Below are 16943 nucleotides of genomic sequence, written 5' to 3'. Positions count from 1 at the left end.
AATTTTGTTATTTCATTTGTTTACGGTTTGAACTTTGTTTGGGATCATCCGCTTTAAAAGCTGTTTCGGTCTCATGGTCTTTTTTCAATTGTTCAATACTTGAATTTTGAATTCCTTTTTTGCTCATTGGTTCTCACTCCCTTACCAATAGAATATAGTCTGTTTGTATTGTGTCTATGGAGATCATATTCATGCACTATTCAATGAATTTTTCTAAAAAAGAAGCTTCAGACAAAAAAGGTCAAGGATGTACCTCGACTATGTATCAGGCTCACCAATCTTCATCCGGCTCATCATGTTCGAAACCGTAAAAGCCTTTAATCCATACGTCACCGCATCCGGCTCCTTTTGTGATCTTTAAGTAATGGTTTCTGTTTGCATCACCATTCACCTTGTCAGATGCGCTTAAATGTAAGTGATTACCCGTAAAATTCTTTTCACTAAGAGTAAACTCATACCCTGCCAGCGTGATTCGCTCTGAAGTTTAACATTCAACGTACAGCCTTCTGCATTGAAAATGGTAAACCTGTACCCCAGCTTAGTCGGCCAATACCGCTCATTTGTGTCATCGGCCATAAAAAATCCCGCTTCATTCTCTGTCATTTTAAAGCTGACCTTATGCTTATCTTTTGTTCCTCCTCTTCCAGATTATACAATTTTAACAATCCGATGATACGTACTTCACAAAAAACAATCCCCTTCTAATGAGATGGGGATTTTCTGTCAGCTTTTTCTTGTGTATCTACGTCGGCTCCGTAGGGAATAAACGATTTGGTGCACTTCGCGGCCTCCTTTGAGAGCGTGTCTATACTATGGAAATTCCGTTCATGGAAGACGACAAAAAATCCGTGGGAACTTCCCTGCATGCCGCCTCAATCGATTTTTAGAAACACTTGTCTGCAAATAAATGTAAGGGTTTTCAAAAGGAGGTTATTGTGCTAAATTGTAATCCAAGTATTATTTTTCCAATAAATGAAAGGGGTGTATTTTTTGAAAGCCGTAATAGCGACGAAAGACAAAAATATAGCGATCGTACAAAAAGAATTACGTCCTTTGCGACATGGTGAAGCCAAAGTTAAGATGGAATACTGCGGTGTATGTCATACTGACTTGCATGTTAAAAATGCTGATTTCGGGGATGTGACAGGCGTCACTTTAGGTCATGAAGGAATAGGCATTGTAACCGAGATTGGTGAAGGCGTATCAAGCCTGAAAAAAGGAGACCGCGTCTCTATTGCGTGGATGTTTGAAAGCTGCGGCCGCTGTGAATATTGCTTAACAGGCCGTGAAACCCTGTGCCGTGATGTAAAAAATGCCGGCTATACAGTTGATGGCGCGATGGCTGAAGAAGCAATCGTAGCGGTTGATTATGCAGTGAAAGTGCCTGAACATTTAGATCCGGCAGCAGCAAGCAGCATTACTTGTGCAGGCGTAACAACTTATAAAGCAGTAAAAGTCAGTGAAATTAAGCCTGGTCAATGGATCGGTGTATTTGGAGTCGGCGGTTTGGGCAACTTGGCTGTTCAATATGCAAAGAATGTCTTTAACGCTAAAGTGATTGCTTTCGACATTAGCGATGAAAAGTTGAATTTTGCTAAGAGCTTAGGTGCTGACGCGGTTGTAAACAGTTTAAACGAAGACCCTGTCGAGAAGGCTAAAGAAGTGACCAGCGATTTAGGACTTGATGCTGCGGTCATTACCGCTGTCTCTAAAACCCCTTTCAATCAAGCGATTGATGTTGTAAAAGCAGGAGCGCGAGTAGTTGCTGTCGGTTTACCGGTAGATAAGATGGACTTAGATATTCCCCGTCTTGTGTTAGATGGAATTCAGGTAGTAGGTTCATTAGTAGGTACCAGAGAAGACCTGAAGGAAGCTTTCCGATTCGCTGCAGACGGTAAAGTTGTACCTAAAGTGACAAAGCGCCCGATCGAAGACGTGAATGATATATTTGAAGAAATGGAGCAAGGTAAAGTGACCGGCCGTATGGTTATAGATTTTACTTGTTAATATATAAGATTTCTAATCATTGTAGCTGCCGGGAATAAGCCGGCAGCTTTTGGTTCTATTCTTGCTCATTGCCCCATCTTGACTGAAAGAGACTTGCCAATTTAAAAAAGAAGTTTTAAGAGCCGCTTGACGGTTATTAATTTGCAATGACTATCTGGCCTCATCCTGATACCAATATAAAGAAAGGTCATTCATTGCCAAAGCGTAACTTTGTTGTCTTAACATAGTTGTTATGTTACCTCGATGATAAGTACCGTGATTCGCAACATGGAATAAAATTTCTGAGTAAGCAGTTTCTCTGGAACCTAACCAAGGATTCTTCAAATTTATTTTTTGTTCGAAATCTGTTTGGCTATTAATCCATTCTTCAAACTGTGAAGCCAGTTCTTCATAAGACTTAGTAAATTCTTCTGCAGAATATAAATGAGACCTTTCTGCATAAGCCATAGAAGGTTCTAATGCTTCCTGCATGTCTATTCCTTTAAGTACTTGCAGCCACATAACATCCGCCGCGTAGATGTGACTAAACGTTTGTGCAATTGTAGGATATGAACTGCGAACCTCTTCGTAAAGAACGCCGCTTGGTAATTCCTTCATTCTTTCTAATAGCGCCTTATTCGCCCAAACATGGTACTGATACATATTTTTCGCATGGTTCATTTAAACATCTTCTCCTTTAAGTTGATACTTGCATTATAAAAAAAGATGTATGACAGCAGATTGTCATACATGTTTATAAACTTTCATTATTTTTTCGGCTTCAGCGATTAATTTTGATTGCAGCTGCGCCGGTTCTGCTATAAGTTTGGCTTCAGAACATGGGGGTGAAATCATCTTCATGCTTTGAACCAGTCTGCTCCAGTATATTATGACATTTTTTTGTCTACCTTAAAATTTCCTTATTTCCTTAGACTGAAAAAGGAGGGATTTTTTTATAAATATTGTAAATATATAACTGTATCATATTCACTATTAAGAGGAGGAATACTAATGAAAAAGAAAATTATTGCCGGTGCTCTTGCTTTTGGATTAATTCCACTGATGGGGACTGCAGATGTATCTGCAAAAGCCTTGCCAAATCAAGATAAAGTCATGAAACCTGCTGGCTGGTCATGTGACGCTCCGTATATTGCTTGTCAGCCTTTTTCTGGTGGTACTGGTAAGGTTTCATTCAACTATCAGGGCAGCTCTCCGGGGAAAATCAGAGTTTTTGTTGCGAATGACGGCAGCAAATCTTTCAAATTCACAATTTATTATCCTAATGGGAATACACTCTTATCCACTACGACACTGAATGCAGGGAAAACTTTTATTCAAGAATTTAGTGTTAACCAAAAAGGAGAATACCTCCTGAAATATGATAGCGGCACTGGTGATAGTGTCGATGGTTTCTTTAGATCTGTTGAGATTTAAATTTTTTAGGAAGTCGGCTGTTTTGCCGACTTCCTTTTACAGCCAGCCATTCTCTTCAAACCTGATAGATAATGTGTCTCCAAACGGCCTCGCACTTCCACTCATTTGATTCTTTTTTGTTATTTGTCGTATATTGCGCTTGCCCGGGAAATGAAGAATCATTATTTCTGATTTATTTCCCTTACCTTATTCATTCATGCGAGGTAACTTCCTAAAGGAGTGAACATGTTCCAATTAAGAAATCGCAAAGGTAAAATGGCATCCCCTCTTTAAAGGTTCTTACTCTTAACTAAACATTCATGTCCATTGCTTAAGAACCGAAAGTGATATTTCATTCATCAATCCTTCTTTTTAACCCTCAATTTAGACAAAATCTTCATTTTTTCTCCTTTAGACTTACATCTATGTCGAAATTTATCGTTCGGCATATTATATACTATCCTAACAACAGGAGGTGGCAATATGGGAAACTACGGTGGAAATTATGGTGGAAGCTCTTTCGTATTGATCGTTGTGCTTTTCATTTTGTTGATCATTGTAGGTGCTTCTTTCCTTTATTAGTACATTGACGAACCATATTCGTCTCCCAAGAAAATTGCATCTCTCAGTTCGGACAGACGCCATAAGATCTTTTTATGGCGTTTTTACTTTTGAAAACAGATAAATAAATATTAGGAGAGTTTTCTCCCTTTCTATAGCTGCTATTGTCTTGATTTGGCTACATACAAAATCTCAATAGCTAAACAAAGCACGAACTTTTCTTGGGAAAAGCAACCAGGCGCTCTTATGTTTCTGGAGGGACAAAGGTGATACTGGCGCAACAGGTGCTGCCGGTAAAGATTGAAAATCTGCATATGATTTAGCTGTTCAGCAAGGATTCATTGGAACATTAGATGAGTGGCTTGCTCAGTTAAAATCAATAAATTAAACAAACGATCTCCTCCTCGTAATGAGAGTAAGGGATTTTCAAATGAGAAACCCCCGAAAACCTTACATCCTTTTACAATTTTTTCAATAGCTATGTTATGATTATCCTCGAGAGATTTTTGAAATTTTCAGAAAGAGGGGTTTGGATGAGCAAGATCGCTTCAGAAGTTGTTGCAACTACACTGAATGATTGGTACATTGCTATAAAGAAACAAAAGGTAGATGAGTCAATAAAATATTACTCAGAGATAAAGAAACTGTTTGATGAGATGGAAGAGGATCAAGAAGTTCTTGCATATTACAGTTTGTTAGAAGAAAGACATAAAATGTTACTGCATTCCTCACGTGGAGAACCATTACCAAAACACACTTATTTCACTGCAGACAATGAAAGTTTCATAAAAAGAACAAACGATAAATTGGAATATAACTTTTATTTATTTGAAGGAATGTACGAGGCATACAACAAAAACTATGATCGAGCAATTAACTTATATGGATTAGCTGAGAAAAAACTTGCAGAAATTCCAGATGAAATCGAAGCAGCTGAATTTTACTCCAAAGTCTCCTACTTATACACTCTAGTTAAACAAAGCATTGTGGCACAACACTATATAAAGAATGCAATTACAATATATAAACGACACCCTGATTATAAATGCAAACTGGCTACTTCAACAATGATTGCGGCTGCAAACTATGCTGATATGAAACGGTTTGAGGAATCAGAAATATATTACTTAGAAGCAATTGATATTGCAAAAGAAACAAAAGATGAATTTTTAGAATCTCAGTTATTTCACAACCTTAGCATTGTTTATTCTGATTGGGACAAACCTGATAAATGCATTAAATCTCTTGAAAAAGCTGTAGGAAATGAATCCTGGTTGAATTCAATTTATTATATAAATTCTTTATTCATGATGATTAAGGAGCTATTTAAAATTGACGAAAAAATGAAAGCCATTGATTTTTACAATAAAGCACAGGGAAGACTCATATTAATGGAGAATAAGATATACGAAGCCAAAATCAGCATCCTATACCACCTTTATTGTGGTGAGTTAAAAAATAACTTCAATAATTGCATTCGTTATATTGAGTTTTTAAAACAACAAAATGACCTTGAAAGTGTAGATGAATTGGCCTACTTAGCTGCAAAAAGGTTTGAATCAATAGGTGCTTTTGAAGAAGCAACAAGCTTTTTCAATGAAAAGATTTGGGCTGAACAGAAAATGAATCAGGTGGAGGGAATCTTATGAAAAAAATTGTGCTTTGCGTATCTATTTTAACTGTAATTTTAAGCGGGGCAGCTTTAACGCAATTGAGTACGGATTCACCATCTAACATCCAAGTAGCTGAAAGGCCAGTCGGAGGTTAAAAAATGAATTTAGCCCTGCTCATATGAGTGGGCTTTTTATTTTGTCTCCACCAGTCAGCCCATCTCTGTGAAAGCGCAGTTCCTTCAGGTGTTTCTTTTCTTTTCATTATCCAATTCAAATAAACTCAACTATTGTTTTGGTTCGATGACATCCACTGCAAAGCTCACTTTTGACCAACTTTATTATGTCCACGTGCCTTCTTGCGACTTCCTCACAAATCTCCAAGAGAACAGCTTTAACCCCTTCCTCGGGGAGCGCCAATTTCCGACAAATAATTCCCTATACATGATAATACAGTTGAAACATTATTATTCTAAATTTCTTCCAATTCAACTCTTCTTTATTCGACCAAAACAAGAACAAAGGTTCAATTTAAATGTGGGGTAATAAAATTTCCCTGTGTCCCGCCCATGCCTATCCAGCTAAGCCTGTTTAAATTTAATTTTACGTGAGATTTTTCTAAAATATAAGGTCAGTTTATTTAAAAACGGGAAAATCCCATATTAATTAAAAATACGGGATTTTAATAATTCGGTTTCTTGTTTAACGTAACACTTATTCGAAAAAAATTCATTAGTTAAAGAAAAATTCAGATTCCAGCCTAAACATCTTGTATCGTCCTTCAAGTTACAAATGATTCAAGCAACTCCTTGTCTCTTGTTAACTGACTTCATAAATGCTTGATATGCTTGACAAAAGGTATCTTTTACACCTGAGCCATCCGACTTTCATCACCACATAAGCAAAAGGTAAGCTCCAATATTTAAATTAATGTGCGCCACTTAATTTAACTAGAATTTTTGCTTGAGATTTATCATTAATTAACGCATCAAACCCTTGTTCAGCGATATTATCTATATCAATTTTACTTGTAATAATTGATTGCGCGGGTAATCTTCCATTAGCAAATAATTCAATGACCTCATTGTAAGTTTCATTGCTGTATCCTACAGACCCCATTAATTTTGCACCACTAAAGATTAGTGAAGCAGGAACATTAAATTGGATATCTTGCGTGTGGAAGCTGATAACCATCATTGTGCCACGAACTTTAGTTGATTGAATAGCTTGGTGAAATGTTGACTCGACACCTGCAGCTTCAATTGCAACATCTGCTCCATCTGGGAATAATTTTCGAATTTCTTCAACAGGGTTTACTTCTTTAGCATTAAAAACGTGTGTCGCACCCATTTCAGTTGCTTTATCAAGTCGACTATTAAATAGATCAATAACAATAATATTAGACGCGCCTGCAGCTTTTGCACCTAAAACAGCAAATAGCCCAATAGGACCTGCTCCATAGACAACGACAGTATCGCCTTCTCTTACATTTGAATCCTTAATGGATTGGAAAGATACAGCTGCTGGTTCAACCATGGCTGCCAATTCTAGCGGTAAATGATCTGGAATTTTAAAAATCGTTTTTTGTGGAAGTATCACATATTCAGCAAACCCTCCGTCGATTTGTGCACCAACTGCGTCTAAAGTGATGAAACGTTCAGTTTCAGCATTTGAAGGATCTTTAAGCATCATTGGGTAGATACATACTCTGTCACCTTTTTTAAATTTTGTTACATGAGAGCCAACCTCTGCAATTTCACCAGAAAATTCATGTCCAAGTACCGTCTTCTTATTCATTGGTACTGAATCTGGATGCAAGTATGCATGCAAATCAGAACCGCAAATACCAGCCCATGCCACTTTAATTTTTACATCATTTGGTTGTAATTCTTTCGTTCCTCTTTCCTCAATACGAATATCTCTTTCACCATACCACACTGCAGCTTTCATCAAAAATCCTCCTTTAATTCATTTTTCAAGCATGAAAGCAATTTTCTTTTGCTCTTACTTGACTCATAACTCCTTTCCTCCTTTGCTATGTTCATTAATCTATCACAGGTTTTGACGAAAACGATGAGCAAAAAATAACACATGTCTCAAAGTGAGACATGTGTTTTAAAGTGGTTCATTAATCTATAAATTCTTAGAAATCTGAATTAATTCTTCTTTTGTATATGAATATTCATTGCTTAACCATTTTTTTATAATCTCAAAAAAACCACTGCAGTAGAAATCGCATAGTACCATTGGGTAATCAGAATTTTGGATTTGTTTAGAAAGCGGATCATTATATTCCATTGAAATTTCATATAAATTTTCTGCACCAAATTGAATCAATTTTTCGTATAACTCAAGGCTATTATTTTTACTGGTAAGATTAAAAAACAATTCCCGATTAAGATCTACGTATTCGATTATTTCCTCAAACAATGTATGTTCTTGATCTAAACCTCCCTTTGTTTGTTCAAAGAGGTTTATCGCGATGGAATTTGATGCATCACTAAATAGCTCATATTTATCTTCATAATGACGGTAAAATGTGCTTCTATGAATCATTGCTTTTTCACAAATATGATTAATTGTGATAGATGAAAATGTTTTTTCTTTTAATAACTCCAAAAACGCATCCTTTATTATGGTTTGTGTGCGTAAACGTGTAAAATTACTCAATTCAAGTTTCCTCCTATATTTAACTCCTAAGTAATGATTGAAATTTTAATAGTTTGCATAATCCTATTTTCTTATGCCTAAATTAATAATAATTATGAAACGAGAAGAATAAAATAAACCTGGACTCATGTGAAGCGGAAAGGTTTTATAATTTCCTGCACTTGTTCTTTTGTCCTACTATAATATGTCCAAATAAAAGCCCAGCTACAAGGGCATTCCCCATAAAAAAAGCCGGAATCCTCCTTAAGAGGTTCCAGCTTTTTTTATTGTTTGATCTTTGTCAGTTCAGTGGAAACTTTTTATCATTGGTACAAATGCTGCTTCCATCACCAGTAACCCCTAGTTTAGGGCATATGAAGGGGGTATCTGACGGCTTATAATATTTCAATGCAGCCTTCTGTTCCATGAACGCGGATTCGCTGCCCATCTTTTATCAATCTGGTAGCATTTTCAACTCCGACAACTGCAGGTAAGCCATATTCACGCGCTATAACCGCTCCATGGGTCATCAGTCCGCCAACTTCGGTGACCAGACCTTTTATGGATACAAACAACGGTGTCCAGCTGGGGTCAGTAAAGGAGGTGACTAATATATCTCCCTCTTCCAGATCAGCATCTTCCATATTTAAGATGACACGTGCTCGCCCCTCTATAACTCCGGAGGAAACAGGCAGACCTGCAATCGCACCGGCGGGAAGATTTTCTCGTTTGTACTTGCCTGTAATGATTTCACCATCAGACGTGATAACACGCGGCGGGGATAGTTTTTCATATAATTTGTACTCGTTTTTTCGTTTGCTGATGATTTGATAATCCAGTTTATTTGCGCGTACGGCTTCATGAAGTTCTTCAAAAGTGAGATAGTATATGTCTTCTTTTTCATGAATAACGCCCGCTTCCACGAGTTGTTCGGCTTCTTTCAGTAAAGCCTGCTTATAAACGAAGTAGCGACTGACCATGCCGTATTTCGGATATTCCCTAAACCCGCTGAAATTCCGGATGATGCTGATCATTCGTTTTGTTTCTTTGGCTTTTTGTTCACCATCCGGTAATTGCTTCAATCGATCTAATAACTCTTGTTCTTTCTTCAAAGCTTCCTGTCGCCCTTGCTCAAATTTCCGATGGTTGGCATTAGGCACACTGTTATTGATATTATTTAGAATCATTGGGATAAGTGCAACCGGTTTTTCGCTCCATCGAGTTCTTGTAATATCAATTTCTCCGACGCACCGCATTCCGTATTTGTTGAGATAATCATCAATAGCGTCCCTGGTTTCCTGCCCGCCCTCAAACTTAACCAGCTCATCCATAAAGTGATCATCTTTTACCTGTTGTAAATAATCAATGACTTCTGGATAAGGACGTATCACATCTGCCACATCCAATAATGCCAAACCCATTTCCGAAGTAATATTGCTCGGTACAGATTGAGAAAGCATATCTGCTGCGTTTTTTTCACCTAACCACTCGTTCATTTTTTCGTTAATCCATGATGAAGCATTCATGGCAGCTCGAATTACAGCCGAACTTTTTGGGTCAAATAAAATCTTCTTTAATTGCTGCCCGATATCTTCCAGAATAAATTCAAACAAATCCGCTCCAGATTTCGTTGTGATATTTTGTTTTAACTCTTCGATCGATGTTTGGCTTCTTTTGATCAAATCCGTAACTATTGTCGGATCGTTTTCAACTTGAGCCAGCATATCTGTATTGCCTTTGAAGGGATTCGGTGCTGTTTTATCAGGTATCGACTTAATGAAATCCCGTCGCTCTATTATGGTCATAAGTGCGTCTTTTAAGAGCGGATCGTGCTGTCCCATGCCATTTAATAATCCTTCTCTGCTGTCAGGTGATGCCAGATGATGTGTGACATCAACAAATAATCTTCCGCCAGCTTTATGCATGGGTGCAGAAGTAGTCAGCAGCCAAAAAGACAATCCAAGCGGTTTTATGGGATCTGTCATCATTTGTTGATGACCGACAGAAATATAGACGTGATTTTCTTGATCGCTCGCTTCAGGAACGGGGTATAACGTTGTGATCGGACGGCTCTGGACAATATAAAAAGTATCGCGGACCAAACACCATTCGATATCTTGCGGCTGGCCAAAATAAGCTTCGATCTGTCTTCCTATGCGTGACAGCTGTAAAATTTGTTCATCAGTCAGTGTTTGAGTCTTTTGCTGATCAGGATTGATTTGCTGTGTTTCTGTTCCGCCTTCTTTTCGTCCATTGATAGCCAATTTTTTGGTTTCTATTCTCTTATCGACGATTTGCCCGTCCCGTACTTTATAACAATCGGCAGAGACCAACCCAGAGACCAATGCTTCACCAAGTCCAAAACCGGCATCGATGGATAACACCTTTCGGTTGGAGGTAATCGGATCAGCGGTAAATAAAATCCCCGAAGCCTGAGGGAACACCATCCTTTGAATGATAACTGATAAATAAACTTGGCTGTGGCCGAATCCATTTTGCATCCGATAGATCACCGCGCGATCTGTAAATAGGGAAGCCCAGCATTTGCTGATATGCTGCAAGATTGCATCGACGCCGATAATATTTAAATAGGTGTCTTGTTGACCGGCAAAAGAGGCATGTGGTAAATCTTCAGCAGTCGCACTAGAACGTACGGCATATGCATGTTCCTCGCCAAACCGGGAGAGATAGTGAGAAACTGCCTCAACGACATCGGAAGGAATTTCTGCTTCCATAATGATTTGCCGAATTTTTCTGCTGATTTTACCAATTTGATCTCGATCCTCAACTTTCAGCATGGTCAATTGATTCAACAACGATTGTAACGTTTCGTTTTGTTCGATGGCTTTTCGATATCCTGCTGTTGTGACACAAAATCCTTCTGGGACTTGTATACCTTGAATTTTTGATAATTCTCCTAAATGTAACCCTTTTCCCCCAACGAGCAAACGCTGTGTTTTTTCCATTTCATGTAAACCAAGTACCAAAGAACTCATTCTGCATCTTCCCTTCAAAAAAAATTGACAAGAGCTTCCTAGCATGATATAATTATAATATAAGATGGACATATATAACTATTTATCAAGAAAGCGCACGTAGACTGATTATATCACCGTGTCTGTTTTTGCGCAATATAAAAAGAACCTGGCCTAATTGGCCAGGTTCTTTCTTAGTTTCCCGCTATATCCCAAAGCGATCTCATCCAGGGAAAGAACGCGAAAAGGTTTACAAAAATATCATACCTTCCGATTTCATCGTACGTTTAGACTGATACCACATCAGAATTTGAATCAGAACCTAAAAGGATTTTCCGCTAATAGTCAGTACATTTGCAGTTACATTAGCACTGCCATTGCTTTGATATCCTTCTACCGTAAGCGCGGTTTCATACATCTTACCCATTGGCATCCCTAAGCTTTCCCACTTCTTGAAATGTTCGCTGACAGATACGGTTCCGCTCGTTCGTTTTGTCTGCCGGACACTCCAATACTGTTTAAAGGTGGCGATACCTATAATGGAAGGTTGGTTGATTCGAGTGGTTTCATAAATGTCATATGTGCCCCCGTCAACAGTAAAAGTTCCCTTCGGCGTTCCAGTCGGTCTGTAGGTGCCCCAATTATCGACGATATAATATTCTGTGAGCGGATCTTTCGTCCATCCATAAACACACAGATAGGAATTCCCCCCGGGATTGAAGGTTGCGTTGTAATTGATTGATATGTTTCCAAGTTGTGAGTGAGTCTTCGTTGAATCGAATTTCTTGCCTTTTCGGAATAAAGCATTCCCAATGTTACTCCACTGGGCACTGAACGCACCGCCGCTATTAAGCGTCATACTGGTATTCCCAGAGTCCTTCCACAATTCATAGTCATAGCCATCTTGTGTGCCAGTCTGATTTGAGGTGATTGTAGTTGCCGCCTGTGCGGACCATGCAGGTAATGTCAGCGCCAGACTAAATAAAACTGCTAATAAAAACTTCATTCTTTTTTGTTTCATTTGGCATTCCTCCCGTTTGATCAGATTGTATTCAGGTCTTACCGTCATGTTTTGTTTATCCTCACCACCTTTCAAAAGAAGGCAGCCAGATCGGTTAATGTATAGGAAATAGAGTTGCATTCAATGATTTTTTGAAGCCGCTTTCAATCTTATTAACACCAACTTATCTGTGTTGCAGCTGTAGGTATGTCAGAAAAGTTTTCACAGCCCATTACGAACCACACTTATCATTAGTTTTTTCGAAAGCTCTGCAAAGCTGTATTGAGATCCTTTGTGTGAGTATAAATTTTCTTATACAAATCGAATAGTGTTTTATATTTTTGAACATTTTGTTCTTTCGGATAAAATGCAGCTGCCTCACGAATGAATTGCTCTGCACATTCTTCAAGGGATTCAAACCACCCGCTTCCAAAGGCACCCAGCATAGCAGCCCCCATGGCTGGACCTTGTTCACTTTCTAACTTAATCACCCGCGCATTGAAAATATCTGCTTGCATTTGAAGCCACGTTTCATTTTTAGCTCCCCCGCCGATAGAAACAACAGTATCAACTGATTTTCCCGCTTCACGGAACAGCTCAATTGATTCATGTAAAGAGAATGTGATGCCTTCCATTACTGCCCTCAAAAAATGCTCTCTTGTATGGGCTCCATCCATTCCAATCAAGCTTCCCCGAATGGATGAATCAGCATGCGGCGTTCTCTCACCAACCAAATAAGGAGTGTACAGCAGTCCATTTGCTCCTATCGGAATAGATTCCACCCCCTGCAGTAATTGCTCAAACGATTCGTTTGGTGCAAACGTTCTTTTAAACCAGTCCAAGCTGTATCCTGCAGCGAGCGTGACTCCCATCGTATAAAAAGAATCTTTTTTTCCATGATTAAAAAAGTGCACTTTCCCTCTAAAGTCTCTTCCTTTGTCTTCTTCACAGGAAAGTATGACCCCTGACGTCCCAATACTGCATAATGTTTTTCCGGGAGAAAGGATACCGGCTCCAACAGCACCGCAAGCATTATCTGCTCCCCCAGCGTACACTTTTGTTTTATCCGACAGCCCGGTCTCCGCTGCAACGTTCGGAAGCAGTGATCCCACACAATCATGGGATTCAACGAGCGGGGGACAAATATCCGCTGAAATACCAAATTGTTTGCAAATCTCATCACTCCACTCCTTGCGGGTAATATGTAAAAGCAAAGTTCCTGCCGCATCGGAGTATTCGGTGTGAATGACTCCAGTCATGCGGAATCTCACATAGTCTTTCGGAAGCAAAAAAACAGCAGCTTTTTTAAAGAGTTCAGGCTCATGTTCCTTCACCCATAAGATTTTAGGTAATGTAAACCCTTCCAGAACACGGTTCTTTGTGATGTCAAGCAGTCGATCACCAAATTTCTCCGTCATTCTGATACATTGAGGCGTCGTTCTGGTATCATTCCAAAGAATCGCATGACGCAACACCTGCGAATCTTGGTCAAGCAGGACTAACCCATGCATTTGTCCTGAATAGCTTATCCCGTCAATATCTTCGGCTTGAACGTTGGATATTGAAACCAATTCAGCCAATGCATTAATTGTTTGCTGCACCCAGTCTTCAGGATTTTGCTCACTATATCCCGCCTTCTCTTGGATGAGCGGATAACTTTTGGACGTTTCCGCACAAACCTTGCCGTTTTGATTAACTAAAATGGTTTTAACAGCACTCGTTCCAAGGTCTATTCCAATGACATACTTCATTTTTTTACTCCTTCCCCTCTAAATAAATCCCCAATTATAGAAATTACCCGTCATAACACAACTATAAAGGAATCATGACGGGCAGTTCAGGGGTGGCTCAGCTATCCCTGCTATAACTTTTCAGCGGGATCTGGAGCTTCTTTTTCATTTGTTATACTTCTAAAATGTATTGGTTCAATATCGCTTTTAATCGCTCCTGTCTTCCTGATTCGTTTTTAATTGGTTTATTATTCAGCGCATATTGCTCAAGTGTCTTGAAATTAGCTCTTCCTTCTGCAATTTCAAGGCCAATCCCTTCAGAAAAGCTGCGGTAACGGTGTTGAATCACATCTTCAAACACACGGTCTTCGATTAATTTGTGGGCGACTTTCAATCCTCTTGCAAATGCATCCATCCCTGCAACATGGGCATATAATAGATCATCAGGCTCAAAAGAAGATCTTCTGACCTTCGCGTCAAAGTTTAATCCGCCGCTTCCAAGGCCGCCATTTTGCAGAATTTCGTACATTGCCAATGTCGCAGAATATAAATCTGTCGGAAATTCATCCGTGTCCCAGCCTAAAAGAGGATCACCCTGATTTGCGTCAACAGAGCCAAGAAGACCATGCACTCTGGCCATGCGTAACTCATGTTCGAATGTATGTCCGGCTAATGTGGCATGATTGGCTTCAAGATTTAATTTAAAATGATTGTCCAGGCCATATTGCTTCAAAAAGGCAATGGTTGTAGCTGCATCTGTATCATATTGATGAGCGGTCGGCTCTTTTGGTTTCGGTTCAATCAAAAACTGCCCGGTATACCCGATTTCCTTCGCGTAATCCACTGCCATATGCATGAATCTGGCCAAATTATCAAGCTCAAATTTCAAATCGGTGTTTAGCAATGTTTCGTATCCTTCACGGCCGCCCCAAAATACATAGTTCTCGGCGCCAAGCTCTTTTGCCGTTTCTAACCCTTTTTTTACTTGTGCTGCAGCATATGCAAATACGTCTGCATTGCAAGAAGTCGCGGCGCCATGGACGAAACGCGGATTCGTAAACATGTTTGCAGTATTCCATAATAGCTTAACGCCGCTGTTTCTCATGTACTCTTTTATCATGCTCACGATAATATCTAAATTTTGATTTGTCTCTTTTAACGTACTGCCTTCCGGTGCAATATCCCGGTCATGAAAAGCAAAAAAAGGCGCATCCAGTTTTTCAAACATTTCAAATGCCGCTTCTACTCTCGCCCTCGCGAGATCCATACCTTTATAGTGATCCCACGGCCTTTGCATCGTAGCTGCTCCAAAAATGTCTGTGCCGTCAGCAGTAAAGGTATGCCAATAAGCAATAGAAAATCGCAAATGTTCTTTCATCGTTTTTCCGCCGATTACTTCTTGAGGATTATAATATTTAAATGCTAAAGGATTAGTCGAATCTTTCCCTTCGTAAATCACTTTGTTTACGCTTTCAAAATAGTTGACTGAACCAGAATGAGAGTGAGCCATGTGGTTTCCCCCTTAAAAATAAATTCAAAACATGATAATTCAAATTCAGGCGCATTTTATGACATACTGTAAGTACGGCTTATGTTAGTTTGTTGCTCAAACAAACTAACATATTTTTATCTTATATAACCTCGTCAGTATTTTCAATATTTTTTTAGTTTTTTATGGATACATTAGATATAATAAAGATTAGATTCAGTATGTACTATGTTTCTCACTACAATAAAATTTCAACTTAATTTAAAGATTATACAAATGGAGTGGATTAAGTGGATATCGCTGATCAAACCTTTGTCAAAAAAGTAAACCAAAAGTTATTATTAAAAGAAATACTTAAGAATTCACCTATTTCAAGAGCAAAATTATCCGAAATGACCGGATTAAATAAATCAACTGTTTCATCACAGGTAAACACATTAATGAAAGAAAATCTTGTATTTGAAATAGGTCAGGGACAATCAAGCGGCGGAAGAAGACCTGTCATGCTTGTTTTTAATAAAAAAGCAGGATACTCCGTAGGAATAGATGTTGGTGTGGATTATATTAATGGCATTTTAACAGACCTTGAAGGGACGATCGTTCTTGATCAGCACCATCATTTGGAATGCAGTTCTCCAGAAATAACAAAAGACATTTTAATTGATATGATTCATCACTTTATTGCCAATATGCCGCAATCTCCGTACGGGCTTATCGGTATAGGCATATGCGTGCCCGGACTCATTGATAAAAATCAAAAAATTGTTTTCACTCCAAACTCCAATTGGAGAGATATTGACTTAAAGTCTTTCATACAAGAGAAGTTCAATGTGCCCGTTTTTATTGAAAATGAGGCAAATGCCGGTGCATATGGTGAAAAAGTATTTGGCGCCGCAAAAAATCACGATAACATGATTTATGCAAGTATCAGTACAGGAATAGGGATCGGTGTTATTATCAACAATCATTTATATAGAGGGGTTGGCGGATTCTCCGGTGAAATGGGACATATGACAATAGACTTTAATGGTCCTAAATGCAGCTGCGGGAACCGAGGCTGCTGGGAATTGTACGCTTCAGAGAAGGCTTTATTAAAATCTCTTCAGACTAAAGGGAAAAAAGTGTCCTGCCAAGATATCATAGATCTCGCCCATCTGAATGATATTGAAACTTTACATGCATTACAGAATTTTGGATTCTATTTAGGAATAGGCCTGACCAATATTCTGAATACATTCAATCCGCAAGCGATCATTTTAAGAAACAGCATCATTGAATCGCACCCTATGGTTTTAAATTCAATCAGAAGTGAAGTGTCGTCCAGGATTTATTCTCAATTAGGCAATAACTATGAATTATTACCATCCCTCTTAGGAAAAAATGCACCGGCTTTAGGAATGTCCTCTATTGTGATTGATCATTTTCTTGATATGGTTAATCATTAATTAAAATGTTTGAATCTCTATGTTTTACGCTCATCTTTTAAGATGAGTTTTTTTGTTTTTTAAACTGAGCAGGAGAATTTATGAA

14 protein-coding genes and 1 pseudogene are annotated in these 16943 nt (G+C 38.6%); 6 read left to right on the top strand and 9 right to left on the bottom strand.

The genetic code is table 11. From position 1 onward, the window contains the following. Positions 1-7: 7 nt before the first annotated feature. On the bottom strand, positions 8-127 hold the full coding sequence (locus MHH91_RS09320) for a hypothetical protein (RefSeq protein ID WP_014470359.1): 120 nt from the start codon (positions 125-127) through the stop codon (positions 8-10). Positions 128-990: 863 nt separating this feature from the next. Between MHH91_RS09320 and adhP the strand changes: the two genes are divergently transcribed. After that, the gene (gene adhP, locus MHH91_RS09315) at positions 991-2007 is read left to right on the top strand and encodes an alcohol dehydrogenase AdhP (protein ID WP_013352392.1); all 1017 of its coding nucleotides are present in this window, start codon (positions 991-993) and stop codon (positions 2005-2007) included. 150 nt (positions 2008-2157) lie between these two features. Here the strand turns inward: adhP and MHH91_RS09310 are convergent, their stop codons facing one another. Continuing rightward, a complete protein-coding gene (locus tag MHH91_RS09310) occupies positions 2158-2667 on the bottom strand; it encodes a DinB family protein (RefSeq protein WP_013352391.1) in 510 nt (169 codons plus the stop codon). Between the two features lie 330 nt (positions 2668-2997). Here MHH91_RS09310 and MHH91_RS09305 point away from each other — a divergent pair, with 330 nt between their 5' ends. From MHH91_RS09305 to MHH91_RS09290, 4 genes are all read left to right on the top strand, one after another. Beyond that, entirely contained in the window at positions 2998-3420 is a 423-nt protein-coding gene (locus tag MHH91_RS09305; protein ID WP_013352390.1) for a hypothetical protein, read from the top strand. Positions 3421-3882: 462 nt separating this feature from the next. Then, a complete protein-coding gene (locus MHH91_RS09300; RefSeq protein WP_014470361.1) occupies positions 3883-3981 on the top strand; it encodes a YjcZ family sporulation protein in 99 nt (32 codons plus the stop codon). Positions 3982-4493: 512 nt separating this feature from the next. Continuing rightward, positions 4494-5609, top strand: a complete 1116-nt coding sequence (locus tag MHH91_RS09295) for a response regulator aspartate phosphatase (protein ID WP_013352382.1) — start codon at positions 4494-4496, stop codon at positions 5607-5609. Then, entirely contained in the window at positions 5606-5728 is a 123-nt protein-coding gene (locus MHH91_RS09290; RefSeq protein WP_038462791.1) for a PhrK family phosphatase-inhibitory pheromone, read from the top strand. The genes MHH91_RS09295 and MHH91_RS09290 overlap by 4 nt, the downstream gene beginning before the upstream one ends. A gap of 170 nt (positions 5729-5898) precedes the next feature. On the opposite strand, the pseudogene MHH91_RS20825 reads toward MHH91_RS09290, so the two are convergent. The 7 genes and pseudogenes from MHH91_RS20825 to xylA form a co-directional block, all read right to left on the bottom strand. Next, positions 5899-6065 (bottom strand): annotated as a pseudogene (locus tag MHH91_RS20825) (hypothetical protein); the annotation flags it as partial. A gap of 432 nt (positions 6066-6497) precedes the next feature. Beyond that, complete coding sequence (locus MHH91_RS09285; RefSeq protein ID WP_013352381.1) at positions 6498-7520, bottom strand: 2,3-butanediol dehydrogenase; 1023 nt, start codon at positions 7518-7520, stop codon at positions 6498-6500. Between the two features lie 183 nt (positions 7521-7703). After that, positions 7704-8240 (bottom strand): TetR/AcrR family transcriptional regulator, encoded by a 537-nt coding sequence (locus MHH91_RS09280; protein ID WP_014470362.1) that lies wholly within the window; start codon positions 8238-8240, stop codon positions 7704-7706. A gap of 374 nt (positions 8241-8614) precedes the next feature. Continuing rightward, positions 8615-11215 (bottom strand): phosphoenolpyruvate synthase, encoded by a 2601-nt coding sequence (ppsA, locus tag MHH91_RS09275; RefSeq protein WP_014470363.1) that lies wholly within the window; start codon positions 11213-11215, stop codon positions 8615-8617. A 301-nt stretch (positions 11216-11516) separates the two neighbouring features. Continuing rightward, the gene (locus MHH91_RS09270; RefSeq protein ID WP_014470364.1) at positions 11517-12215 is read right to left on the bottom strand and encodes a glycoside hydrolase family 11 protein; all 699 of its coding nucleotides are present in this window, start codon (positions 12213-12215) and stop codon (positions 11517-11519) included. Positions 12216-12445: 230 nt separating this feature from the next. Beyond that, complete coding sequence (gene xylB / locus MHH91_RS09265; RefSeq protein ID WP_014471855.1) at positions 12446-13945, bottom strand: xylulokinase; 1500 nt, start codon at positions 13943-13945, stop codon at positions 12446-12448. A 151-nt stretch (positions 13946-14096) separates the two neighbouring features. Then, the gene (gene xylA / locus MHH91_RS09260; protein WP_014470366.1) at positions 14097-15434 is read right to left on the bottom strand and encodes a xylose isomerase; all 1338 of its coding nucleotides are present in this window, start codon (positions 15432-15434) and stop codon (positions 14097-14099) included. A gap of 269 nt (positions 15435-15703) precedes the next feature. On the opposite strand from xylA, the gene xylR reads away from it, so the two are divergent. Beyond that, entirely contained in the window at positions 15704-16858 is a 1155-nt protein-coding gene (xylR, locus tag MHH91_RS09255) for a transcriptional repressor XylR (protein ID WP_014470367.1), read from the top strand. Positions 16859-16943: the final 85 nt, after the last annotated feature.

The organism is Bacillus sp. FSL K6-2819 (genome assembly GCF_038008305.1).
GTDB classification, from domain to species: Bacteria; Bacillota; Bacilli; order Bacillales; family Bacillaceae; genus Bacillus; species Bacillus amyloliquefaciens.
This window is presented reverse-complemented; position numbering and strand designations above follow the sequence as displayed.

Excerpts from the sequence above, each read along its gene's own strand:
- MHH91_RS09320 (WP_014470359.1), bottom strand. The coding sequence starts at position 127 with ATGAGCAAAAAAGGAATTCAAAATTCAAGTATTGAACAATTGAAAAAA.
- MHH91_RS09310 (WP_013352391.1), bottom strand. The coding sequence starts at position 2,667 with ATGAACCATGCGAAAAATATGTATCAGTACCATGTTTGGGCGAATAAG.
- MHH91_RS09305 (WP_013352390.1), top strand. The coding sequence starts at position 2,998 with ATGAAAAAGAAAATTATTGCCGGTGCTCTTGCTTTTGGATTAATTCCA.
- MHH91_RS09300 (WP_014470361.1), top strand. The coding sequence starts at position 3,883 with ATGGGAAACTACGGTGGAAATTATGGTGGAAGCTCTTTCGTATTGATC.
- MHH91_RS09295 (WP_013352382.1), top strand. The coding sequence starts at position 4,494 with ATGAGCAAGATCGCTTCAGAAGTTGTTGCAACTACACTGAATGATTGG.
- MHH91_RS09290 (WP_038462791.1), top strand. The coding sequence starts at position 5,606 with ATGAAAAAAATTGTGCTTTGCGTATCTATTTTAACTGTAATTTTAAGC.
- MHH91_RS09285 (WP_013352381.1), bottom strand. The coding sequence starts at position 7,520 with ATGAAAGCTGCAGTGTGGTATGGTGAAAGAGATATTCGTATTGAGGAA.
- ppsA (WP_014470363.1), bottom strand. The coding sequence starts at position 11,215 with ATGAGTTCTTTGGTACTTGGTTTACATGAAATGGAAAAAACACAGCGT.
- MHH91_RS09270 (WP_014470364.1), bottom strand. The coding sequence starts at position 12,215 with ATGAAACAAAAAAGAATGAAGTTTTTATTAGCAGTTTTATTTAGTCTG.
- xylB (WP_014471855.1), bottom strand. The coding sequence starts at position 13,945 with ATGAAGTATGTCATTGGAATAGACCTTGGAACGAGTGCTGTTAAAACC.
- xylA (WP_014470366.1), bottom strand. The coding sequence starts at position 15,434 with ATGGCTCACTCTCATTCTGGTTCAGTCAACTATTTTGAAAGCGTAAAC.